The organism is Cytobacillus luteolus, assembly GCF_017873715.1.
GTDB classification, from domain to species: domain Bacteria; phylum Bacillota; class Bacilli; order Bacillales; family Bacillaceae_L; genus Bacillus_BV; species Bacillus_BV luteola.
Map to the genome: position 1 here is coordinate 37,585 of NZ_JAGGKM010000007.1, position 23,127 is coordinate 60,711.

Consider the following 23,127-nt stretch of genomic DNA (forward strand, 5'->3'; position numbering starts at 1 on the left):
TCGAATAAGCTACGAATTGTACTCATCGAGCTGCTACTTGGTTAGGCTTCCTGAGATGAGGACACGAATAGATGTCTTCGCCAATATATATTTCAAGACAATAAGATAAATATCCTTCCTTTATTATATAAGGAGCCATTAGCTCAGTTGGTAGAGCATCTGACTTTTAATCAGAGGGTCGAAGGTTCGAATCCTTCATGGCTCACCATTTAATTTTTTAAGGCCCATTGGTCAAGCGGTTAAGACACCGCCCTTTCACGGCGGTAACACGGGTTCGAATCCCGTATGGGTCACTTTTACTAAATTAGTAGATTTATATTGTTTATTAAGGTCCCGTGGTGTAGCGGTTAACATGCCTGCCTGTCACGCAGGAGATCGCCGGTTCGATCCCGGTCGGGACCGCCACTTATTTTATCTAGCTGAAATGCTAGTTTATATAGATTCTTATATATATACACAGATAACTTAAGTAAATAATACATTGGCTCAGTAGCTCAGTTGGTAGAGCAACGAGCATAGCTTCCATGAATAATCTTCGAGTTGTACTCATCGAGCCGCTGCTTGCATAAGCATACTGAGATGAGGACACATCAAAGTGAATTTTCGATTCTAAGTATTAGTAGAATTACACATCGAGCCGCAGCTTGAATAGGCTTTCTGAGATGTGAACGAAGGTAAACGTTGAGAAAGAGTAATGGATACCAACACTATATACGGCTCAGTAGCTCAGTTGGTAGAGCAAAGGACTGAAAATCCTTGTGTCGGCGGTTCGATTCCGTCCTGAGCCACTTTCATAAAGCGTGATTGATGATAGCATCAATTGCGCTTTATTTTTTGTTTTTATTACTAAATAACTATTTAATAGATTCTAATAGATAAGAAGTTTGTATTAGATTCGCATTTTTTGGTATAATGTAACAAAATAATACTGATAAATTAGTCCTTATTTGTAAAATATTAACAGTCGTATACCGTAAAGATGTGTCAGTTATACTACAATTTTGTTACATATAGCAATCTACCATTCTTTTTTATAGGAAATATGGTAAAGTAATAAAGTGTAATAATGTGAATATTGTCGATTATTTTTCTCTCACAAGGTGAGATGAACGTACATGAAGTATGTGTCCGGCAGTAAGCCTTTGTTTAGGAGGAAGTACCGTGTCATTATCAACCAATAATAAAAATACTTTTAATAAAAAATTAATCAATCCAATGCAGGCACTAAAAAAGTTTGTCATTGCTTCAACTCTAATTGGTTCATTATCTATGACTTCAGTTATTGCTTATGCGAAAGACAATATTAGTACTGTGTACCATGTTTATTTAAATGATGAACGAATAGGGATTGTTGATAATAAAGATATTATTGAAAAAGCTATAGATGAAAAGATTAAGGAAACAAAAGAAGAATATAAGAACTTTCAATTAAGTGCCGATGGTCTTACATATGTTGCAGAAAAAACATTTAGACCCAATGCTACCAATAGGGAAACGTTAGAATCATTTCTATCTAAGGTAGAAGTTGTTACGGAGGCCACAGCTCTACAAGTAAATGGAAAGACAGTTGCTTACTTAAAAACAAAAGAAGAAGCTGAAAGTGTTATTAGACAATTGAAGCTTCAATATATTTCGGAAGAAGCATTACAAGAAGTTGAGTCTAGAAAACTAGCAAATGCACAAGCACCAGTAGCTACAGAAGATCAATCAATTATAGTCGAAGTAACTCTATCAGCAGAAGTTACATTGAATGAGGATGAAGCTTCACCTTCTCAAATTTTGACGGTTCAAGATGCTGTTAAGCTTTTACAAAAAGGTACTCTTGAAGAGAAGAAATATCATGTTCAAGAAGGTGATGTCTTAGGTAGCATAGCAATTGCTCATAATTTATCTACGGATGAATTACTTTCTCTGAACCCAGGACTTGAAGAGAATTCCTTATTACAAATCAATCAAGAATTAAATGTTACTGCTTTGAAAGCATTTGTTGATGTTATTATTCATGAAGCTCAAGTTAAAAGAGAAGAAATTCCATATCAAAATGAAACCAAAGAAGATTCCTCTATGTTTAAAGGAGATAAGAAAGTTAAACAAGAGGGACAAAAAGGTGAAAAGATAGTGGATTATCTCGTTGAAAAGAAAAATGGGCAAATTGTTAAGAGAACAGCAACAGAAGAAAAAGTAATCAAGGAACCAATAAATCATATCGTTATAAAAGGTACGAAGGTTGTTCCTTCTCGTGGTACTGGTCAATTAGCTTGGCCAGCAGTTGGAGGCTATATCTCTAGTAAAATGGGTTATCGTTGGGGACAGATGCATAAAGGAATTGATATTGCTAGACCTAGCAGTAGAACAATCAAAGCTGCTGATAATGGTACAATTGTTTATGCAGGCTGGGATGGTGGTTATGGTAACAAAGTAGTTATTAACCATAATAATGGATTACGCACTGTATATGCTCATCTATCATCAATTACTGTTCGAGTTGGTCAGACTGTTTCAAAGGGCCAAAGCCTCGGAAATATGGGGTCGACAGGTAATTCAACTGGGGTTCATCTTCATTTTGAAGTCTATAAAAATGGGAAACTCGTAGACCCTTTAAATTATGTTAATAGATAACCTCTAGCCTTTGCTGGAGGTTTTTTCTTTAAAATTAAAAAATAAAGGTTTTTAAAAATAGATAACGAATATTGGTAATACTATTACATTGGTAGACATGGTAAAGTAAACTATAGATACTACTGACCTGAAAAATGAACAACATCTCATATTAAAAGGAGAACGATTACAATGGGTAAAGTAATTTTAGTTGTTGATGATGAAAAACCAATTGCAGATATTTTGCAATTTAATTTACAAAAAGAAGGCTATAAGGTTAGTTGTTCTTATGATGGAAAAAGTGCTTTAGAAATGGTTGAGGAACTTAAACCAGATCTAATTCTATTAGATATTATGCTCCCACATATGGATGGGATGGAAGTCTGTAGAGAAGTGCGCAAGAAATATGACATGCCAATCATTATGCTTACTGCTAAGGATTCTGAAATAGATAAGGTATTAGGCTTAGAGCTTGGTGCAGACGATTATGTTACTAAACCATTTAGTACCAGGGAGCTTCTTGCAAGAGTGAAAGCAAATCTAAGAAGACATATGCTAAAGGAAGAAGTCGGAGCAAGTGTAGAAAATTCAAACGAAATAGCAGTGGGGTCCCTAGTTATCCATCCGGATGCGTATATTGTTTCAAAACGTGGCGATCAGATTGAACTAACACATCGTGAATTTGAACTACTCCACTATCTTGGAAAACATATTGGCCAAGTTTTAACACGTGAACATTTATTACAAACTGTTTGGGGCTACGACTATTTTGGTGATGTGCGTACTGTTGATGTAACTGTACGAAGATTACGTGAAAAAATTGAAGATAACCCAAGTCATCCTACATGGATTGTTACTAGAAGAGGTGTGGGTTATTATCTACGTAATCCAGAGCAGGAGTAATCGATTATGAGAAAAGTGGGCTTCTTCCGCTCGATTCATTTAAAATTTGTCCTTGTCTATCTTCTGCTTATTATCCTTGCGATGCAAATCATTGGAGTGTATTTCGTAGGTCAGCTCGAAAAGCAGCTAGTAAAGAACTTTAAGGATTCTTTAAATGAAAGAGTAGATCTGCTTGCTTATAATATTGAGCAAGAGATGGAGAAAGTACGGGACGATAAAACTCCAAAGTTAGAACAAGATATCAAGTTAATACTTGAGGATTTTGTATCCGAGGATTTGTCATCCGAAGTTCGAGTTATTGATAATAAAAGTAGAGTGATAGGTACATCTGATCCTTCCAATCAAAAGATTGTTGGGAAACGAACAACTGAAATACGTATTAAACGGACACTCCTAGTAGGTACCTACTGGGAGAAGATGTTTATTGATCCAAAATCTAAGCACCGCGTTCATGTATCAACTACGCCAATCCTTTCTAAAAATGAGATCAAAGGGGCTATCTATTTAATCGCCTCAATGGAGAATGTTTATTCAGATATTAAAAAGATTAATAACATCCTCATCTCCGGAACGATGATTACGTTAACTGTGACAGCATTATTAGGTATTTTCCTAGCTCAAACCATAACAAGACCGATATCAGCTATGAGAAAACACGCCCAGGAAATGGCGAAGGGAAACTTCTCAAGTAAAGTAAAGGTGTATGGCTTTGACGAGATCGGGCAATTGGCGGTTACTTTTAATACCCTTACAAAAAAACTACAAGAAGCACAGGCAACTACCGAAGGAGAGCGACGAAAATTATTATCTGTCCTGACTCACATGACGGATGGAGTAATTTCAACTGATCGAAAAGGCCGAGTTATCTTGATTAATGAACCAGCAAGTAAAATGCTAAATGTTTCACGTGAAACAGTCATGGGTAAATCGATTGTTTCGCTACTAGGATTAGAAGAGCAACTCACTTTTGACCAATTAGTAAGTGAACGTGATTCAGTTACGCTAGACTTTAGTACAAAGAATAAACCCTTTATTATTAAAGTAAATTTCTCAATTATCCAAAAGGAAACTGGCTTCATTAATGGGTTGATTGCCGTGTTATATGATGTAACAGAACAAGAAAAAATTGATATGGAACGTAAGGAATTTGTTGCGAACGTTTCACATGAACTTAGAACTCCATTAACCACCATGAGAAGCTACTTGGAAGCATTGGCTGAAGGAGCATGGAGAAATGAAGAGATTGCACCACAGTTTTTAAATGTTACTCAGACAGAAACTGAACGTATGATCCGATTAGTAAATGACTTACTACAACTTTCAAAGCTTGATAGTAAGGATTATCGTTTATCAAAGGATTGGATTGATTTCAATGAGTACTTCAATAAGATAATTGATCGTTTTGAAATGACAAAAGAACAAAATGTAGTATTTGAACGACACTTGTCGACTGAATCAATCTATGTTGATATAGATCCTGATAAAATTACACAAGTTCTCGATAATATTATTTCAAATGCAATGAAATATTCACCAGAAGGTGGAAAGATTCGCTTTTATTTAAAAGAACAAACAGATAAAATACAAGTTTCTATAACGGATGAAGGTGTTGGAATTCCAGAGGAGAATCTCGCTAATATTTTTGAGAGATTTTATCGTGTGGACAAGGCTAGAACACGTCAATTAGGTGGTACTGGGTTAGGCTTAGCTATTGCCAAGGAAATGATTGAGGCACATGACGGTGAGATTTGGGCTGAAAGTGAAGAGGGTGTAGGAACAAAAATATTCTTTACTCTTCCCCTCGAGAACGCACAAGAGGATGATTGGTCATGAAGTTTGAAACGATAAAATCGATTATATTAACTATTCTAGTTTTCATTAGTATCGTCTTAACGTGGACTCTATGGACTTATTCTCCTAAATATGATCAATTTGAGAACTCTGATAGTTTTGTTGAGGTCCCAGTTGTTAATAAAAAAGATAATACTGGCTTAATAAAACCAGCAAGAATAATCTTTCACAAAAGTAATGGTCACTTCGGGACGATTGAAGAAAGTGAAATTAATAAGCTGATGAAGGAAGTTCGAAAATGGGAGATATACGATATTCAAAGTAAGAGAATGACAATACGTAAAGAAGATTATATTGCTCAACTAGATGATAGAGGCCATATTGAAATCCAATTTACTGATGAGATTCCACTTAACTTATTTGCTTCTATTTTTCAAATGGATGAAAGGGAGTACCCTGCTGTTTATTTTGACCGTTTATTCTTTAATGTAAATGCTATAGGAGAAAATGAAGGTATTCTTCATTTTGTTTCAAAAAATAATCAAGTGGTTTATGAAGGACGTGTAGATGGCGAAAATGTAAGTTCATTCGAACGAAATTATTATCATCTCTCATCTCATTATCCTAGATATAAAGCATATACCGTTTCCGAATATAAAAAGTTTTATTTACCATTGGATAACACAATGGTCAGTCGTATTCAATATTATACAGATACTGTTGATCCAGATATGTTTATCAATGCCCTATTCACAAATCCAAACTTTGTTAAAAAGGACGAGTTTAGTTACGGAGATGTATTTACGGATGGTTATAAGATATTACGAGTTGATCAGAACAATAAATTAATTCGTTATGTGAACCCAATGGGAAGAGAAGAGAATAGGCTTGCTACAGAAGAGTTAATTCAAAAGAGCATTGATTTTGTAAATGATCATAATGGCTGGACGGATCGTTATCGTTTTTTTAGTTGGGATAAATTCCAGCATCGAACACTATTTAGACTTTACGTGAAAAATATCCCTGTCTTTAACGCAAATGATCTTGCTGAAATTGAGCAGATTTGGGGAAAGAACGAAGTTTCGAGATATGAAAGGCCATTGCTAACATTACAATTGCCTGTAGAAATTGCTGATGTAGCTTTACCATCTGGAGATGAAGTGGTTCGAACGATTAAGGCAAAACAGAACATTGCGTTTGAGATGGTCCAAGATATTTCCATTGGCTATGAGTTAAAGGAAGACCCATCATCCCCTAAAATTATCTTACTTGATCCTGTATGGACCTATTTGTATGAAGGTGATTGGAAAATACTTGATTTTAATCATAATGACGAGTTAGGGGGTAATGGAAGTGGATTGGAGTAAAACAAAAACCATTTTTATTATTACCTTTTTGGTCTTAGATTTATTTTTAATTTATCAATTTATAGAAAAAAGAAATTTGAGCCAATTAGATTTAATTAGAGAGGCATCAATTGAAGAACAGTTGGAGACAGAGGAAATTACGTATCCACAGCTACCTAGGCTAGCTGATGAAGCTGATTATATCATCTATGGACAGGAAAAAGCATTTACATTAGAAGAGGTAGACGGCCTGAAAAATCAACAGATTAATCTCGATAATCCTACGAAACTATTTTCAACTTTTATTGTGCCTATTAAATTTACAGAAGAAAATATTGATACCAAAATTGTACAGTTCATAAAAGATAATATAGCTTATGGTTCTTCCTATCTATATTGGAAGTATGACAAAGATTCGAAGACGATTATTCTATTTCAGCATTATAAAAATAATACCTTCTTTAATATTCCTAATAATTCTAGTGGACAAGTCTTACTTCAGTTAAATGAGAATAATGAAATTATCTCTTACAGTCAAACTCTATTAACAGATATTGAAGAATACAAACGAGAAGAAATGCTAACTTCAATTCAAGCCATTGAGTATCTATATAAGAGTGATTATCTAAAATCAGGTAGTGAGGTAACAAGAATAGAATTCGGCTACTATCCACTCGTTACATTATCAAAATCCCAAGTGTTAACGCCAACTTGGCATATTATTGTTGATGATCGAATGGACTATTATGTAAATGCAATAGAGGGGCAAATTATTGAAATACAGGAGTGAACAACAATGAGCTTGCACTTTAGTGTGCTTGCAAGTGGAAGCACAGGCAATGCATTTTATATAGGTACAGAAAAGCATTCATTACTTGTAGATGCTGGTTTAAGCGGAAAACAAATGGAATTGCTGTTTAAAAACGTAAATCGTGAAATTAAGAATTTATCAGGAATTTTAGTTACTCATGAGCATAGTGATCATATTAAGGGATTAGGTGTACTTGCAAGGAAATATAAGTTGCCAGTTTATGCAAATGAAAAAACATGGGCAGCTATGGAGAGCAATATTGGAGAAATTCCTACCGATCAAAAGTTTGTATTTACTATGGGTTCAGTCGAAAGCTTCGGAAATTTAGATGTTGAATCTTTTGGCGTATCGCATGATGCTGCTGAGCCCATGTTTTACGCATTCCATCATGAAGGCAGGAAGGTTGTGCTCCTGACTGATACTGGATATGTAAGTGATCGAATGAAGGGTGTCACTAAAGGTGCCGATGCTTATGTAATTGAAAGTAATCATGATGTAGAGATGTTAAGAATGTGTCATTATCCATGGAATATTAAACGTAGAATCTTAGGTGATTTTGGACATGTTTCTAATGAGGATTCTGCACTCGCTTTAACAGATATGATAGGTGACAACACAAAACGTATATATCTAGCACATCTAAGTCAAGACAATAATATGAAAGACTTGGCAAGAATGGCGGTAAAACAAACACTAGAAAGTAAAGGTTTTGAAGTTGGCGATCAATTTGATTTATACGATACAGACCCTAAAGTCCCAACAAAACTTGCATACGTTTAAGAGGATAATTTTTAAAGATTATCCTCTTTTTTTTAAGCTAATTTTAAGAAAGAATGGTTATAATCCTTGATAGATACTAAAACAGCACAAGGAACAAAGCAGGCAAGGTTGAAGATTAAAAGGTATGGGTATAGAAAGAGTAATCAAAAATTAGGTATATCGCTAGGTTCTTGTGCATGTTAGATAAAAATCAGTCGTTTATTCATGAAAGGATTGGTGACAGTATGGGGTATTATGATCAGGACTATGAATATGTAAATGGCAGGAAGCAAAAGGGAAGTCGCGGTGGATGGTTTTTGTCTGCATTGGTTGGCGCAATAGTGGGGGCAATCCTAATTATTGTATTAATCCCTACTCTAACAAAATACAATATCCTCCCTTATGATTTAGAAAGTGCACAGGAGAGTCCACAAGATGAAACCACAACTTCAGCTCCAAACCCAGAGTTTCAAGAAACAGTGTCTGTTAGTGTTGTGACAGAAGTAACAGATGCTGTAGATAAGGTGTCTGAAGCTGTTGTTGGTGTAATTAATCTACAACAAGCGGGTTTTTGGACGCAGCAAGGTTCACAAGAGGCCGGTACTGGATCCGGAGTAGTATATAAGAAAGTTGGCGATAAGGCATATGTTGTAACAAATCATCATGTTATTGACAGAGCTAGTCAATTAGAAGTTAGCCTAAGTGATGGGACTCGAGTGGCTGCGACGTTGATAGGAAGTGATCCTTTAACAGACTTAGCAGTACTAGAGATTGATGGTAGTCATGTAACGAAAGTAGCTGAGTTTGGAGATTCAGATACCGTTAGAGCTGGTGAACCTGTATTAGCAATTGGAAATCCGTTAGGCCTTCGATTTTCAGGTTCAGTTACCCAAGGAATTATATCTGGCACGAAGCGCTCCATTCCAGTTGATCTAGATGGAGATCGAATTCCTGATTGGAATGCAGAAGTTCTACAGACAGACGCGGCTATTAACCCTGGAAATAGTGGTGGAGCATTGGTTAACATTCAAGGCCAGATCATTGGGATTAACTCAATGAAGATTGCTCAGCATACAGTTGAGGGAATTGGACTATCGATCCCTACAAATATTGTTCGACCTATTATCGAGGATTTAGAGAAATATGGTGAAGTTCTTCGCCCATATATGGGTGTAGGTTTGCGATCTATCGGTGAAATATCAAATTATCATAAACAAGAAACATTACATCTCCCAGTAGAAGTAAAAGAGGGAATTGCAATTGTTGAAGTGGTTCCTAATTCACCGGCTGCCCAAGCGGGAATCAAATTATATGATGTCATTGTTGAATTAGATGGCAAAAAAGTAACGGATGTACTCGAACTCAGGCAGCATTTATATAACAAATCTATTGGTGATACAATGGAAGTGAAATTATACCGTAATGGAGAAATTAAAACAGTGAATATGAAATTAGTAAATGAATCTTTATAGATAAAGTAAGCGCAGTGGAGATAAATTTCCACTGTTTTTTTGTGGGGTTGTGGATAAGATAAATAGTTGTTTGAAATTGTCGTATTATGACGGTATGATGAGGAGGATACTAAAAACAAAAAAACTTTTCCACAGGTAGATAAAAATGGAGGGAATACAACATGAAGTGCTGTCAAGACCATATAGAGCTTGCATTAGATATGTATGTAGATGAATATGAATTGCCACCAGAAATGAGGTTGTTAACAGAAAATGAGATGTTATCCACAACGTGTGAATTTTGTCAAAACAAGGCAATATATGTTGTAGGGAACTAATATTCGCATACAAGATATGGTGAAGATTGTGGATATGTTGATAAGTTTTGTGGATAAGATGTTTGTAAAGCGAGGAAATGTATGTGAATATCTCAATATTAACAATTGGAAAACTTAAAGAAAAATATCTACTGCAAGGCATTAATGAGTATTTAAAGAGATTAACTGCCTATGCTAAGGTAGAAATCATTGAAATGCCAGATGAAAAAGCCCCTGAAAATTTAAGTGATACAGAAATGGAGCAGGTTAAGCAAAAAGAAGGAGAGCGTATTTTAAGCAAGATATCAGAAGACACCCATGTGATTGCCCTTGCAATCAATGGAAAAATGAAGTCATCTGAACAGCTAGCTGAAGACCTAGACAAACTTGCTACCTATGGAAAAAGCAAAATTGCCTTCGTCATAGGAGGCTCACTTGGTTTGAGTAATGAAGTTATGAAACGTGCTAATGACACTTTATCCTTTTCTAAAATGACATTTCCTCATCAGTTGATGAGACTGATCTTGCTTGAGCAGGTGTACCGGGCCTTTCGAATTAACCGGAATGAACCGTACCATAAGTAAATGAGGTTTTTTTATAGAGAATTAATAATAGAGTTTAAACAGAAGGGTGAATAAAAATTGGAGAGGGAGAGATTTTTATCTACATATGGTATGTATCCGGAAAAAATGGAAGAATACCTCATAAAAAATAAGGTTTCAAGAACTAAGTTTGCAACACAGAGTAAATTATCAAGAACAACTGTATTACGACATTTCAAAAAGTTTAACATAAAGGGTTATGTAATACCTAAAAAGACCTATAGGGATTATATCTGTTCTCAATGTGGAGAACACTTTAACAGATATGTTCCTCCTATTCAGGTAAAAGTTAAGGAAAAGGTAACATACTGTAGCCCAGTATGTTATCATGACAGCCTTAGAAAAGCCAATGATGGTTCTTTATTTAGACTTGACTTAGATAGTTATAAATTTACAGAGCCAGCAAAGAGACTTGGTGATTATTCTGAATTAGTGTTGTCAAAGCGACATCTTCACACTATAGGGTCAAAAAAAATTAACCATACTTTTTTCAATAAAGGAATTATAAATGAATTAACAGCTTATATATTCGGAATATGGTTAACAGATGGTCATGTTGGTTACTTTCGTAATGGGAAGAAACTAGATGAAATTAAGGTTGAATATAACAGTAGAGGACAAAAAATTATAGGAAGCTATATTGCATCACTACAATTATCTGATATTGATATTGTGGAAAAAATAGCAAAAGTACTTGAAAATAAAAATAAACTTACAGAGAGCTATGGTACCTATAAGGGAGTAAAGACTAAAAAGACTAAAATTCTATTTATTAATAGTCCATATTTTAACCATGATCTAGCTTCCTTAGGGTGTGGAATTAAAAAAACATACTATGCAAATTATCCATTAATACATGATCAGTTAGATCGCCACTTTCTTAGAGGTATTCTAGATGGTGATGGCTCAGTTCAAATAAGTAAAGAAGGTAGACTTAGTATTAAGTTTTGTGGGAATGATCAATTGATGTATGGGATATTTCTAAAATTAAAACAACATTTAAGCATTACTCCTGTAGCAGTTAGTTATCCATCTGAAGAAGGTATGTTAACTTTCTGTGAAATTAGGTATGGTTTACAAGAGTCATTAGCAATTCGTGAATGGTTATATAAAGACGCTATTATTTTTGGGGAGAGAAAATATAAAAAAGCATTTGAATATAAGACACCTTTACGATTTCAAAACTGGAGTACACAAAAATTAGCAGATCATTTAGGTACAAGCATTTATTTTATTCAAGAGAATGTATACAAAGAAAATCTTCCACACACTATGGTAGGTACTGTGGTTAGTTTTCAACCAGAACATATTCCTTACTGGGAGAAATTTCTAGGTGAACAACTTAAAAATCCCCGTTCACGTTTTAAGCATAAAACTAAATTACAAGAAAAATGGGGAGCAGCCCCGATTAGTAAGCTTTAGTATAGCTAGGTATTTATAATTAACTAAATATATTGAAATATAGGAATTCAATGAAGCTACCAACAAATAAGTATTGGTAGCTTTTCCCCTTTTTAAATAGGCTTTTTAAGTAGAACAATATGTATCTTTGGGTTAAAATAATTGTAGAAATATAAGAACTTGTGTTTTTCTTTGTAAAAAACCGAATGATTTTGTTCCTCAAATAATATAAGGATATGCTATACTATAAAATTTACAATCTTATAATTTACGTTAATGAATAAATTACTACACTATTTGGAGGTTATAATGAATAAATTAAAAGGATTATCTCTGTTTGCTAATATCGGTGTAGCCGAAGCTTTACTAGAAGAAATAGGAGTAGAAGTAAAAATAGCAAATGAACTAGATGAAAGAAGAGCTAGGTTTTATAAACATTTATATCCTGAAACAGAAATGATAACGGGAGATATAACTAGAGAAGAAGTATATTATGAAATAATAAATAAAGCAAAAGAAGCAGAAATAGACTTTATTATGGCAACTCCACCTTGTCAAGGAATGAGTACGGTAGGCAAGAAGGATCCAACAGATCCTAGAAATCAATTAATCTCATATGCTCTTAAAGCAATTATTGATTTAAAACCAATGTTTGTTTTACTAGAAAATGTCCCCCGTCAGAATAAAACTAAGGTAAGATTTAATGATAAAGAAATTTTAATACCAGACTTCATTAAGTCACTGCTATCCTCTGATTATCATATTAATGATACTGTCCTAAATGTAGCTGATTTCGGTGTACCTCAAAATAGAGAAAGATCAATTTTTCTATTAACGAGAAAAGATATCAAATTTATCTGGGAATTTCCTGAAAAAGAAAATAGTCCCATTATTACTTTAGAGGATGCAATTGGGCATCTACCTTCCCTTGATCCATTAATACAGGGATACAAAATGGAAGAGATATTAAAGGTTTTTCCTGACTTTTTAAATAAGAAAAAAGAAGGAGAAGCGGTATCTAAGTGGCATACACCACCGAAACATAAGATAAGACATATAGAAGTAATGATGTATACTCCAGAAGGAAAATCAGCATTGGAAAATGATGAATTTTATCCTAAAAAGGTCAGTGGTGAGAGGATTGTAGGCTTTAAAAACACCTATAAAAGACAATGGTGGGATAAGCCAGCATATACAGTAACAACCTATAATGGTGCTGTTTGTTCTCATGATAATGTTCATCCAGGTAGACCAGTTTCAGCTGATAAATATGGAAGAACAATTTACTCTGATCCTAGAGTGTTGTCTATCTATGAATTATTGATTGTGATGTCTCTTCCGTTAAACTGGAATATACCTGAATGGGCTGATGAAAGTGTTATTAGACACAGTATTGGTGAAGGAATACCTCCTTTAATGGTGAAAAAGCTCTTCAGAATGATTACAAATAGCTCTGATAAAATAGAAAGGCGGCATATAGTTAATGTTTAATCACCTTAGAGGTTTATCATTATTTGCTAATGTAGGTATGGCCGAGACATACCTTAATGATTTAGGGATAGAAATTATGTTGGCAAATGAAAAAGAAGAAGTTAGAGGGGAATTTTACAAACACCTTCACCCTAAAACTGAAATGATTATAGGTGATATTACAGAGGATGACATTAGAAATACAATAATAAATAAGGCAAATGCATTAGATGTAAATCTAATTATAGCCACCCCCCCGTGTCAGGGCATGAGTAGGCATGGGAAGAGAGAGTTATTTGATCCTAGAAATCAATTAATAACATATGCCATTGATGTCATCAAAAAGGTAAAGCCTATGTTTGTATTGCTAGAAAACGTACCTAAACAATTAACAACAAGAATAGATTATTTCGGAGAAGAAATATTAATACCTGAGTATATTAAAAGGGAATTAGAAGAGATTTATCATTTCAATACAGATACCATTGTGAATAGTGCAGATTTTGGGGTTCCACAAAGACGTGAGAGATCAATTTTCTTGTTATCGAGGAAGGACCAAGGGATAGTTTGGGAACATCCTGTACCAAAAAAGAAAAAACAAATTACATTAAGGGAAGCTATTGGTGAGTTACCTTCATTAGACCCTCTTGTTAGAGATCCAGATGAGCGATGGAGGTTTCCTAATTTTGAAGAAAAAAAGGAAGAGGGACTAAAAGTATCAAAATGGCACTACCCACCAACTCATTCATGGAAACACATACAATGGATGATGCATACTCCTAGTGGAAAAACAGCTTTTGAGAATAATATATATTATCCTAAAAAAGATGATGGCACTACTATAAAAGGAAGGATAAGCACCTATAAACGGTATAGTTGGGATAAACCAGCGAATACAATAACTCAGAATAATGGAGTAATATCCTCGGCAATATGTGTTCATCCAGGTAGATTAATACAAGATGATGGATCAGAGGAAGGAAGAATATACTCTGATGCTAGGGTCCTAACGATATATGAATTACTTATTGTATCCTCTCTTCCAACAAACTGGAATATTCCAACATGGGCGACTGAGACAACAATAAGGAATGCAATCGGTGAAGGTATTCCTCCCTTACTAATTAAAGAAATTTTTAGAGCTTTACTCAGTGGTCCGCAACCTTATAGAAAAAGAGAAGTACAACTGGTTGCAGATATTTAATATAGGACTAAATTAATAAAGCAGCATATCAACTATCGATATGCTGCTTTTGAAATTAGTTAATGACCATCAATTGGCTTATTCTTTTCGACTAGCCTTAAAACTAGTAGGTGTTAAATTGAAGTTATCTTCTACAGGACCTTCAATTTCGTAATACTGGCAGGTATTGTCCTTCTTATTAACATTAAATACCCTCACTATCACATACTTTTTGTTAATACCATCATGTAGATGTCTTGAATTTTTCACTTCTGAAGCAGAAATATCAAAATCAATATCTTCATCTAAAGTAGTCTTTACTTCAAGATATTTTTCAATGATTACATTTCCAATTATTTCAAAAGATTTGATGTCAAATCCTGCTGAATCATCAACTTCAAATACAGCTTCAACTTCATCAGCCAGCTTAGGGTAGCCTTGCTGAATTAATTTAGTTCTTTCAGCATTTAGTACGACCGCTTCTCCAAAATCACCTTTTTCTTTGTTTCTTTTATTAGTCTTTTCATAATCCCTTTTGCGGGGTGTTGTAGTCCTTTTACCTTGATTACTAGGTTTATTTCCTCCATTTGGTCTTGAAGGAGGGGATACTTTTACCAAACTAAACTGTGAAGGGTCTAGGCCAAGAAGAGGTGAATCATCATTATCTTCATCTTGGTCATCTACTGGTTTTTCAATTGCATATTCATTAAAGGATTTTATTACATCAGAATAAAAACCTAAAGTTGAAGCAGAAAGTTGGTATTTTCTAGCCTTCTCAGTAATAATTCCAAGATTGTGAAAAAAGCCAATGAACTTAATGTCATTATATTTCTTTTCTAACCCGTCTTCTTCCATGTCATCCAGGATGCGAGAAACTTTCACATTATTTTGAATATAAGCGATTGCATCTGGGTAAGAAAGCCCTTTATCATGCATTAAGTAAATAAGGCATGCATATTGCTTTCTGGTGATTGAACCAATATCCAACAATGCCTTTAGAAACACCAAAGGGGGTTGAATTTCGGAGCTGCTGCTTGGAACACCATTGTTATCCTTTCCAAATGTATCATTTTTTAGAGCTTCAAAGATTACTTCAGTTTTTCCTTGAGAATTAGATGCTTGTAAAAATTTCTTGCCACGGTCGGTAATAAAAAATCCTTGTTTATTTTGACCAAGTAAGCCAAAATAGCGGGGCATCTCCATCTTCTTAACATGTTGAAGCGAATCCATGGATTTTGAAAACTCCGCCAATGGGGGTCCGATATGTTTCTTATAGATCTCTTGACTAATAGGATAGTCATAATTACTAAAGAACTTTAATACAGCGTTACATACATCAACACGACCATCTGCTTTTGGCATTACTAAGTTTTGTTGAGACATACTTATGTTACCTCCTTAAGGATAATTATAAAGCTTGATTTTATTATAATTTACGCAGATGTTTGTGTCAAGCGTTGGTTTTTGTTTTTTTAAATAATTTGACGTAGTCTAATTGATACCAAAATTTTTAACCTTTTAAAATGATTCATTATTATATGTTATATTTAAACTAGACATTTTAACTATGAAATAACGAAAACTTCATATCTAATTAATTAAAGGGTGAATAGTTAATGGATCTTAAAAAGGTTGAAGTGAAATTAGAGAGGCAACAAGCAATTGAAGAACTCATTCAATTAGAAGAGATTAGGAACGGTATAGAATTAATGGATAAACTAAAAGAGAAGTATGGAATAGAAGCAAGCCAAGTAACAATTTCTAGGGACATAAGGGAAATGGAATTGGTAAAAGATAAAAGTAAAGGTTATTTAATCCTAAAAAGAAACGCCATAAAGAAGGAATTATTAGTAGAAATAAAGAAGTTATTACAAAATAAGGAGTTATATTGGTTTAACGATGATTATGAATCGATATTACTTAAAGCAAAGGATCCATTATTTGCTCCAATCATTGGAAATAAGTTTGAAAAAGCATTTTCAATGGGTGAAAAAATTGTAGTAGCATTCGTTAATAATTCTGGAGCAATATGGATTGTATCTCCAACAAAGACCAAAGAAGAAATAATAAGTTTTTTAGACAAAATAGATATTGACTAATAATGTAAGAAAAAGAGTTAAAAAACTAGCAATTCTTAAGAGTGATCATTATTTACAATTGAAACTAAACTAAAATGTTTAAGTAGGTGATTGAAGTTATGGAAAATGACTTGTTTAAGCAATGGCTACAGAATGAGAAAGGACTTAAAGAAAGGTCTGCTCGGGATGTAGTATCCAGGCTTAAAAGGGCAGAGAAATTCATGGATTTAAAATATGAATCCTCATACGATGAAATTGTTGAAAAATTAGAAAGGAACAAGGGATACTGTGATTTAAAAACCGCTGTAAAGCCCCAAGTAAAGCGTGCAATTAAACTTTATAAGGAATATAACTATGGAAGTTGAAATTTAAGCGTTTATCAGTTGCAGCAAGCCGAAACAATATAATTTTCATACATATATTATTATTTTGATATTAAATATTTAGCCCCAATTCTAATTATAGAATTGGGGCTTATTCATTTTAGGAGGAACTAATATGAAAACTTATAATAATGGAGATTACTTGCAATTATCAATTTTTGAAACAGGTAATGATGTGAAAAAGAATCGTGCTAAAAGAGTTAATATTGTGTCAATAAAGCTTATTAAAGAATCTACTCTATTATACAAAGAACGATCAATACGTTCTCCAGAGGACGGATTTAAGATATTAAAAGATTTCCTCAGCGAAAAAGACCGAGAGCACTTTATCGTAATTTCCCTAGATACCAAGAACCAGCCAGTATCTATTAATGTATGTCATATTGGAAGTTTGAATGCTAGTATAGTTCATCCGAGAGAAGTAATGAAGTCAGCAATTCTGTCAAATGCTGCTTCAATATTAGTAGGACATAACCACCCATCTGGGAAGGTTGATCCAAGTAGGGAAGACATTGAAGTAACAAAAAGGTTATTAGAAGCTGGGAAGATTATTGGAATTGAAATACTTGACCACATAATTGTCGGTGACGGTGAATATGTCTCTTTAAAAGAAAAAGGATATGTTTAATAAATAATAAGGGAGAGAGAAAACATGCGTACTTATCATCGTTTAATAATTGAAGGAGAAAACTATTATCGTGAATACTGTCATGGACTTCAAAAATATCATGAAGTAATGACAGAACAGGAACTAATGGAAATATTATTAGAAGAAGCAGTTGAAGATGAGATTGAAATAAACCAAGCAAGAATTGAAAATGCCGTAAGGAGAATAACAGATCGAGACGATAGAGAACTGTTAAACAGTTATATTTGTTATCTTGAAAGAATTATAAATGAATAGCAACCTTTCCGCTAAGTTCACCTTGAAAGGAGGTGAATTATATTGATTGAGAAAATAGTATTACCAGTACTTGTAGCAGTTGCAACAGAAGTAGTAAAAGAAATAGCAAAAAGTAGTGGTGCGAATTAATCAAAGAAGAAGGAGTAAGTGTATGAAAGTTTATCCTTGTCAGTGTCAATTGACATGTACGACATGTCTATTAAAAACAATAATTAATACTGTCAAAAAATAAAGGGCTATGGATGCAATATAAGCAAGCATTCATAGCTCTTTTTATTTTTGTATGAAAAGGGAGGAGAATTATTACTTCTCCTTCTTACATTTTTATACTAAAGGAACACAAAAGTACTTGAAAATGTTATTAAGAGGAGAATGGTGAATGAAAGTAATAAAGGCCCTTTCAGATATAAGAGAATTAAATGAACAAAAGACATTACCACAATGTTATCTAAATTTAATTAAATCCGAACTTATTAGTTGGTTAGAGGCAGAGTCAGACACCGATAATCCATTGGTAAGTAGTTTAACGGACTACTCCTGTATCTATCATTTAGAGGGTATAGAAGATACTCAATTTTTATCTAATATGAAAAGTGATATTGAGTTTATTGAAATAGAGGAGATAAATGAAAGTACATCATTTAGGATTGGCTTAAGGCGCGACCATGAAATGAGTATAGTTTACTTTTTGAAGGGTGCTCTAGATGCTAAGTTCGAACAATGGCTTTGTGAGAGAGGGAAGTGATTTTAATGTTTGAGAGTAATAAATTGTATTATATGACGAGTGCAGTTGCAGAGGAATTGGATGAAGAGCATCAGGTGTACATAGTTAATTATATTCGTTACCATCAAGAGCAACTAACCGACTATTTACAAGTATTTGAGTTTTACATAGAGGATAATAAGCAATGGCTAATTCAACGCCAAGAGGAACCAAATAGAGAGACAACCATTCTTGTTCAACTAAATAACAAGAAACCTATTAATAGAATAATTTGGGTAATGGATCAAGGTGATCGATCGTGTAATGTTCCTTTTTCCGGAAGATTACTAATATAAACGCACAAGCTCATTTTGGAGATGCTACATCTCCTAGATGAGCTTGTACTCAATTCTAGTTTTATCTTTTTTTTCTTACAAATTAAGAAGGATCAAATGATTGCATTTTTATAGATGTATCACTCTACAATATTGTGAACCTATCCAAAAGAAATAGATAAATGTTAGAACTTATTCATTCAGATTAAACTCCTACTCCCATAGTGAGCAAGTGCCCCATTTAAGATTAGTATGTTTTTTTCACAAACATATAAAGAGGTAATATGTAGATGCTTTTTATCTTCTTTCGGAAGACACATCTATAAAATTCACTTAGGTACTTTATTAAACAAACAATATACCATTATCATTACCATTGTAATTTTGTAATAAATTTATTAAGAGTTATCAACTATCATCTACCAAACAAAATGCAATTTCACATTGCATTTTGGTATAATTTACTTTATACTATTTTTAATAGGAGGTTGACCATATGGGAGCTCCCCAATTACAAGAAAAAGAAGCAGAGCTACTAAGTCAAAATTTGAAGATTTTAAGGCAAACAATGAAGTGGACTCAAGAAGATTTAGCAAAAAGGGTAGGAGTAACTCGTCAGACAATTACTGCTATTGAGTCAGGAAAAATGATTCCATCCAAAACATTAGCACTAGCTATATTAGCTTTATTTGCATCTCTGGCATTTCTCCCAAAAGTTGGTGCTGTAGTAAAGGCAATACTAGAATCATCTAAGTTAATGGATTTACTTAAAATAATTATTAAGGGAGAAGATTAAAGATGAGTACTCATAGCAGTAACAACAATACCAATCAAGATTACTATGTGGAGTTAAATGGTAAGAAATTAATAATTAAAGGTAAAGTTCCAACAATTTTTATTGGTTCAGCAATTGGAGTTGCAATCCTATCTTTAGGCGGTGCTGCAACATATGTGATTGTGAAAAATGGAGAAACTATTACGGAGACTTTATCTAAAAAGTTGAAAAACGCCAATTCGTTTAAAGAAGCAGTATAAATGAGACAAGTATTATGATAGTGTCACCTTTTAGAGCTGAAAGTTTGATATGAACATATGAAAGACTAACTTTTGTGAAGGCGAGGCAATACAATACCTAATTGTTATAGCCTGAACAATCTACGCCATTAATAACAAAGAATTATTAGGTAGGATAGACTAGGCTACCTATTAAAAGAATTCTTTGTTATTAAATGGCGTTTTTTATTTTAAGAGAATCAGTGTCATTACTGTTCAATTTGTAACTTGTGAAGGACTAACTACAGGAAGAATGCCAATAACCAAGTGTGAAGCCTGAACACTCACACCATAGCAAGCAAAGAGTATGAATGAAGAAAGTTGTTGTAAAAAGTTCGGGTATAGATGATTATATGATGTTCCTGGTCCCAGAAGATTACTAGTAAAGCTAAACATGTGATTTTGAGGCAAATGTATCTAATTAGGCATTGCCTTATTTTTAATTTCCTATTTTTTTTAATTTTAGACACGTACAAATAACAGTAAAATAATACATTTACGTAGATGTTAACGTCAACTTTATAATAATGAAATAAGTGATCATGGATTAGTCTAATAAAGAAAATTACATTCTAGCAAGGCTGCTTGTCTCTTTACAGGGGTAGGAATTAATAACTTTAATGGCGATATGTAGACATAGCATCTACAGATATGTATACAAAAACTATGAAAAGGAGTAATTATCCATGGAATATAATGGTTCTAGGAGAATGCGTAATATTGATATAAGCGCTTTTGATGAAGTAAAACGAAGTAAGGCTATTTGGAGTGATGAACCAGAACTAGAAGAAGGCTATGAAATTGTACTAGAGGAGGGCGAAGAACTAGAATTAGAAAATGAAGAGTATGAAGAAGTTGTAACAGAATATGACAATAAAAAAATAAACGAACATCAAGTACATTACCTCAATGGAAAAGTCTTTATACCAAAGACAAAACAAAAGAAACAATCCTTTTCAGAGACACATGTAAGAATAACAACCTATCTTGAAAAAGACGTACATCAAATAATACGCATATTGAAGAAACAAGGACAAGTAGACTCTATAACAAAATTAGTTAATGAAAGTATTAAAGAATATCTGTTACAAGAGTATAATAGTAATGATTGAATGGTCAAAAGTCAGGAAAGAAAAGTGATAAGGAATTAATAATAAATTAAGTAATTTTAGGACTGATTATTAATAATTATAAATAATTCAAATAAAGTTAACCTCTATCTCTATAAAAGAGATAGAGGTTTCCAATTATCTGAAGGGAGATAAAAAAGTGGAAAATGAAATGGATGGAAATACTCCTGAAAATAGAGGAACTCTCACACTGAAGGATGTAGCTAAGGAAGTATATCCAGAACTGGATGAAATAACAGCATATAGGAAAACTTTGAAAAATTTTAAAAGTGCTTGTAACCAAATGGGTATAGATCTAGAACAGTTTAAACCAGGAAGAGACTACAAAATACCTATTGGAAGCAAAAGTATGTGGATGCTCTTAATTAGAAATACTAATGTACTTGAAGGGAATCCTAGTCAAAAACAATATGTAAACTTTGTTGAAGAACTAAAAGAGACCAAAGAATACTTAGATGAAGAGCATGCTGATATAGAGAATGACATGGTAGATAGCCTAGATCACTCAGAAACAATGTCATCAGTTTATGAAATGTTTTATACACCATCTTCACATGGAAAATCAATGGTTATGTTATTTCAAAATGAAATATTACAAGAAATACAAAATGATTTTGATTTTATAATGAAAAATGCAGCAGAGGATAGATTGGTTTTTCAAGCGGAGAATTTTTATTACAAGCCTATTTTAGATGCTATCAGAAAGAATGGGAAGTTTGTTAAAAGAATAATAAAGGAAAAGTGGCATGAGAAATAAAAAAACAATATAGAAACAAGTGTTTGTGCACAAGACTAGCGAATCAAAGCTAGTTTTGTGCATTTTTTGTTTGTTGTATGAGCCGTATCATAAATAGTGTAGGAGACAGCTAGTAGAAACGAGTTGAAAGTACTCGAACTACAAAAAAAATTTATAAATAATTTGGAGGGATTTTTATGTCAAACAAAAATGTAACAGTTACCTTTCACCATGGTCCACTTTCTAATGAAATTAGAGGTGCTAAGCTTAAAGGTATATCAATGCAACTTAGAAAAGGATATTTTGATAGTCCATATTCTATGGATACAGACCGAGTTGGTCAAGAAATTGATAAAGGTTTAAAGACTTACTTTAATAAAAGATTACAAAACCGAATTATCCTTGATAGCGGTTTAATTTATAAAATAAGTTATGAATTAACGTATCCATATCTTATAAAGGATTTAGAGGAAGTTCATTTAATAAATCAAGAATTAGAGGTGGCTCTAAGGCTAACAATTGGCAAATTGGGAGTTAGTCCTAATGAATGGTCTACTAGCCTTAACTTCTCGTTTCAGGATGAAACAAAGCCTATAGATATGGACGGTTATAAGGTCAAAATAAAAGGTAGAGTTATCGCTAAATCCAATATTGAAGAGAACTTTTTAGACACAAGGATGTTCGAAGAGTACTTGATAAATCAGATGCGTGAGGACCATTTTAATGGATTAAATGGGATAGATCGGCTGGCAGCCTATATTCCAATAAACCCAAATGAATCACTTAATGATGTTATCGAGTTTAGTCACACTCTAGTAGACCAATTATCTAATCTACCTATTAGACCAACAAGAATTATCATTCATGATGATATGTATGAAATTGATTGGGGTTATAACAAATATCAAGTAGTTGTTAATGAAACTCAATACTCAAAATTAATAGTAGATTTTTGTCATTATTTAAATGATTATTGTCCAAGTGAATGGAATATTGGCTTTCAATTAGGTTCCCTAGGAGATGACCCTGGACCATGCATTAAAGGAGTACCAACAGATGAAATTAACTATTCACCTAGATTTAATCAAGATTGCTTTGGTAATCATGGACCAATTGAAGTACTTAGTTTGATTAGAAAATAAGTTATAAAATTTGCAAATTATTTGTTACCTA

Annotated in this window: 24 protein-coding genes and 4 tRNA genes; 27 read left to right on the forward strand and 1 reads right to left on the reverse strand. The window is 33.4% G+C overall.

All coding sequences use genetic code 11. From position 1 onward, the window contains the following. The first annotated feature begins 132 nt into the window (after positions 1-132). From J2Z26_RS18220 to J2Z26_RS18295, 16 genes are all read left to right on the forward strand, one after another. A tRNA-Lys gene (locus J2Z26_RS18220) sits at positions 133-208 on the forward strand. Between the two features lie 13 nt (positions 209-221). Continuing rightward, positions 222-293: transfer RNA gene (locus J2Z26_RS18225), tRNA-Glu, on the forward strand. Positions 294-329: 36 nt separating this feature from the next. After that, positions 330-405 (forward strand) — tRNA-Asp (locus J2Z26_RS18230). Positions 406-715: 310 nt separating this feature from the next. Further along, positions 716-788 (forward strand) — tRNA-Phe (locus J2Z26_RS18235). A 373-nt stretch (positions 789-1,161) separates the two neighbouring features. Then, a complete protein-coding gene (locus J2Z26_RS18240) occupies positions 1,162-2,619 on the forward strand; it encodes a M23 family metallopeptidase (RefSeq protein ID WP_319638035.1) in 1,458 nt (485 codons plus the stop codon). Positions 2,620-2,790: 171 nt separating this feature from the next. Further along, positions 2,791-3,501 carry a response regulator YycF gene (gene yycF / locus J2Z26_RS18245; RefSeq protein ID WP_193535365.1) on the forward strand — a complete coding sequence of 237 codons (711 nt, stop codon included), beginning with the start codon at positions 2,791-2,793 and terminating at the stop codon, positions 3,499-3,501. A 6-nt stretch (positions 3,502-3,507) separates the two neighbouring features. Further along, positions 3,508-5,334 (forward strand): cell wall metabolism sensor histidine kinase WalK, encoded by a 1,827-nt coding sequence (walK, locus tag J2Z26_RS18250; RefSeq protein WP_193535364.1) that lies wholly within the window; start codon positions 3,508-3,510, stop codon positions 5,332-5,334. Continuing rightward, entirely contained in the window at positions 5,331-6,659 is a 1,329-nt protein-coding gene (locus J2Z26_RS18255) for a YycH family regulatory protein (protein WP_193535363.1), read from the forward strand. The genes walK and J2Z26_RS18255 overlap by 4 nt, the downstream gene beginning before the upstream one ends. Continuing rightward, complete coding sequence (locus J2Z26_RS18260) at positions 6,646-7,428, forward strand: two-component system regulatory protein YycI (protein ID WP_193535362.1); 783 nt, start codon at positions 6,646-6,648, stop codon at positions 7,426-7,428. Before J2Z26_RS18255 ends, J2Z26_RS18260 begins: the two co-directional genes overlap by 14 nt. A gap of 6 nt (positions 7,429-7,434) precedes the next feature. After that, on the forward strand, positions 7,435-8,229 hold the full coding sequence (locus J2Z26_RS18265) for an MBL fold metallo-hydrolase (RefSeq protein WP_193535361.1): 795 nt from the start codon (positions 7,435-7,437) through the stop codon (positions 8,227-8,229). A gap of 224 nt (positions 8,230-8,453) precedes the next feature. Next, positions 8,454-9,680, forward strand: coding sequence for a S1C family serine protease (locus J2Z26_RS18270; RefSeq protein ID WP_193535395.1), 1,227 nt, complete (start codon positions 8,454-8,456; stop codon positions 9,678-9,680). Positions 9,681-9,841: 161 nt separating this feature from the next. Next, a complete protein-coding gene (locus J2Z26_RS18275; protein WP_193535360.1) occupies positions 9,842-9,997 on the forward strand; it encodes a CxxH/CxxC protein in 156 nt (51 codons plus the stop codon). 83 nt (positions 9,998-10,080) lie between these two features. Beyond that, on the forward strand, positions 10,081-10,560 hold the full coding sequence (rlmH, locus tag J2Z26_RS18280; RefSeq protein WP_193535359.1) for a 23S rRNA (pseudouridine(1915)-N(3))-methyltransferase RlmH: 480 nt from the start codon (positions 10,081-10,083) through the stop codon (positions 10,558-10,560). A gap of 57 nt (positions 10,561-10,617) precedes the next feature. Continuing rightward, positions 10,618-12,000 carry a hypothetical protein gene (locus J2Z26_RS18285; RefSeq protein ID WP_209794407.1) on the forward strand — a complete coding sequence of 461 codons (1,383 nt, stop codon included), beginning with the start codon at positions 10,618-10,620 and terminating at the stop codon, positions 11,998-12,000. Between the two features lie 288 nt (positions 12,001-12,288). Continuing rightward, complete coding sequence (locus J2Z26_RS18290; protein ID WP_193535357.1) at positions 12,289-13,470, forward strand: DNA cytosine methyltransferase; 1,182 nt, start codon at positions 12,289-12,291, stop codon at positions 13,468-13,470. Further along, positions 13,463-14,653 carry a DNA cytosine methyltransferase gene (locus J2Z26_RS18295; protein ID WP_193535356.1) on the forward strand — a complete coding sequence of 397 codons (1,191 nt, stop codon included), beginning with the start codon at positions 13,463-13,465 and terminating at the stop codon, positions 14,651-14,653. The genes J2Z26_RS18290 and J2Z26_RS18295 overlap by 8 nt, the downstream gene beginning before the upstream one ends. Before the next feature lie 78 nt (positions 14,654-14,731). On the opposite strand, the gene J2Z26_RS18300 is transcribed toward J2Z26_RS18295, so the two are convergent. Further along, positions 14,732-16,015 (reverse strand): protein NO VEIN domain-containing protein, encoded by a 1,284-nt coding sequence (locus tag J2Z26_RS18300; RefSeq protein WP_193535355.1) that lies wholly within the window; start codon positions 16,013-16,015, stop codon positions 14,732-14,734. Positions 16,016-16,248: 233 nt separating this feature from the next. Between J2Z26_RS18300 and J2Z26_RS18305 the strand changes: the two genes are divergently transcribed. The 11 genes from J2Z26_RS18305 (at position 16,249) to J2Z26_RS18355 (ending at position 23,096) form a co-directional block, all read left to right on the forward strand. Continuing rightward, the gene (locus tag J2Z26_RS18305; RefSeq protein WP_193535354.1) at positions 16,249-16,731 is read left to right on the forward strand and encodes a hypothetical protein; all 483 of its coding nucleotides are present in this window, start codon (positions 16,249-16,251) and stop codon (positions 16,729-16,731) included. A 98-nt stretch (positions 16,732-16,829) separates the two neighbouring features. Continuing rightward, a complete protein-coding gene (locus J2Z26_RS18310) occupies positions 16,830-17,075 on the forward strand; it encodes a hypothetical protein (protein ID WP_193535353.1) in 246 nt (81 codons plus the stop codon). A gap of 133 nt (positions 17,076-17,208) precedes the next feature. Next, the gene (gene radC, locus J2Z26_RS18315) at positions 17,209-17,721 is read left to right on the forward strand and encodes a RadC family protein (protein WP_193535352.1); all 513 of its coding nucleotides are present in this window, start codon (positions 17,209-17,211) and stop codon (positions 17,719-17,721) included. Positions 17,722-17,745: 24 nt separating this feature from the next. Then, the gene (locus J2Z26_RS18320) at positions 17,746-17,997 is read left to right on the forward strand and encodes a hypothetical protein (RefSeq protein WP_193535351.1); all 252 of its coding nucleotides are present in this window, start codon (positions 17,746-17,748) and stop codon (positions 17,995-17,997) included. Between the two features lie 379 nt (positions 17,998-18,376). After that, positions 18,377-18,742 (forward strand): hypothetical protein, encoded by a 366-nt coding sequence (locus tag J2Z26_RS18325; RefSeq protein WP_193535350.1) that lies wholly within the window; start codon positions 18,377-18,379, stop codon positions 18,740-18,742. A 5-nt stretch (positions 18,743-18,747) separates the two neighbouring features. Next, positions 18,748-19,056 carry a DUF960 domain-containing protein gene (locus tag J2Z26_RS18330; protein ID WP_193535349.1) on the forward strand — a complete coding sequence of 103 codons (309 nt, stop codon included), beginning with the start codon at positions 18,748-18,750 and terminating at the stop codon, positions 19,054-19,056. 475 nt (positions 19,057-19,531) lie between these two features. Then, entirely contained in the window at positions 19,532-19,831 is a 300-nt protein-coding gene (locus J2Z26_RS18335) for a helix-turn-helix transcriptional regulator (RefSeq protein ID WP_193535348.1), read from the forward strand. Between the two features lie 2 nt (positions 19,832-19,833). Continuing rightward, positions 19,834-20,070: a hypothetical protein gene (locus J2Z26_RS18340; protein ID WP_193535347.1), complete on the forward strand. Its 237-nt coding sequence runs from the start codon at positions 19,834-19,836 to the stop codon at positions 20,068-20,070. Positions 20,071-20,774: 704 nt separating this feature from the next. Beyond that, positions 20,775-21,200: a hypothetical protein gene (locus J2Z26_RS18345; protein WP_193535346.1), complete on the forward strand. Its 426-nt coding sequence runs from the start codon at positions 20,775-20,777 to the stop codon at positions 21,198-21,200. A 157-nt stretch (positions 21,201-21,357) separates the two neighbouring features. Continuing rightward, entirely contained in the window at positions 21,358-21,975 is a 618-nt protein-coding gene (locus J2Z26_RS18350; RefSeq protein ID WP_193535345.1) for a hypothetical protein, read from the forward strand. 176 nt (positions 21,976-22,151) lie between these two features. Continuing rightward, positions 22,152-23,096 carry a hypothetical protein gene (locus J2Z26_RS18355; protein WP_193535344.1) on the forward strand — a complete coding sequence of 315 codons (945 nt, stop codon included), beginning with the start codon at positions 22,152-22,154 and terminating at the stop codon, positions 23,094-23,096. Positions 23,097-23,127: the final 31 nt, after the last annotated feature.

Coding starts and splice junctions, on each gene's coding strand:
- yycF (WP_193535365.1), top strand. CDS start 2,791: ATGGGTAAAGTAATTTTAGTTGTTGATGATGAAAAACCAATTGCAGAT.
- walK (WP_193535364.1), top strand. CDS start 3,508: ATGAGAAAAGTGGGCTTCTTCCGCTCGATTCATTTAAAATTTGTCCTT.
- J2Z26_RS18255 (WP_193535363.1), top strand. CDS start 5,331: ATGAAGTTTGAAACGATAAAATCGATTATATTAACTATTCTAGTTTTC.
- J2Z26_RS18265 (WP_193535361.1), top strand. CDS start 7,435: ATGAGCTTGCACTTTAGTGTGCTTGCAAGTGGAAGCACAGGCAATGCA.
- J2Z26_RS18270 (WP_193535395.1), top strand. CDS start 8,454: ATGGGGTATTATGATCAGGACTATGAATATGTAAATGGCAGGAAGCAA.
- J2Z26_RS18275 (WP_193535360.1), top strand. CDS start 9,842: ATGAAGTGCTGTCAAGACCATATAGAGCTTGCATTAGATATGTATGTA.
- J2Z26_RS18290 (WP_193535357.1), top strand. CDS start 12,289: ATGAATAAATTAAAAGGATTATCTCTGTTTGCTAATATCGGTGTAGCC.
- J2Z26_RS18295 (WP_193535356.1), top strand. CDS start 13,463: ATGTTTAATCACCTTAGAGGTTTATCATTATTTGCTAATGTAGGTATG.
- J2Z26_RS18300 (WP_193535355.1), bottom strand. CDS start 16,015: ATGTCTCAACAAAACTTAGTAATGCCAAAAGCAGATGGTCGTGTTGAT.
- J2Z26_RS18305 (WP_193535354.1), top strand. CDS start 16,249: ATGGATCTTAAAAAGGTTGAAGTGAAATTAGAGAGGCAACAAGCAATT.
- J2Z26_RS18310 (WP_193535353.1), top strand. CDS start 16,830: ATGGAAAATGACTTGTTTAAGCAATGGCTACAGAATGAGAAAGGACTT.
- radC (WP_193535352.1), top strand. CDS start 17,209: ATGAAAACTTATAATAATGGAGATTACTTGCAATTATCAATTTTTGAA.
- J2Z26_RS18320 (WP_193535351.1), top strand. CDS start 17,746: ATGCGTACTTATCATCGTTTAATAATTGAAGGAGAAAACTATTATCGT.
- J2Z26_RS18325 (WP_193535350.1), top strand. CDS start 18,377: ATGAAAGTAATAAAGGCCCTTTCAGATATAAGAGAATTAAATGAACAA.
- J2Z26_RS18330 (WP_193535349.1), top strand. CDS start 18,748: ATGTTTGAGAGTAATAAATTGTATTATATGACGAGTGCAGTTGCAGAG.
- J2Z26_RS18335 (WP_193535348.1), top strand. CDS start 19,532: ATGGGAGCTCCCCAATTACAAGAAAAAGAAGCAGAGCTACTAAGTCAA.
- J2Z26_RS18340 (WP_193535347.1), top strand. CDS start 19,834: ATGAGTACTCATAGCAGTAACAACAATACCAATCAAGATTACTATGTG.
- J2Z26_RS18345 (WP_193535346.1), top strand. CDS start 20,775: ATGGAATATAATGGTTCTAGGAGAATGCGTAATATTGATATAAGCGCT.
- J2Z26_RS18355 (WP_193535344.1), top strand. CDS start 22,152: ATGTCAAACAAAAATGTAACAGTTACCTTTCACCATGGTCCACTTTCT.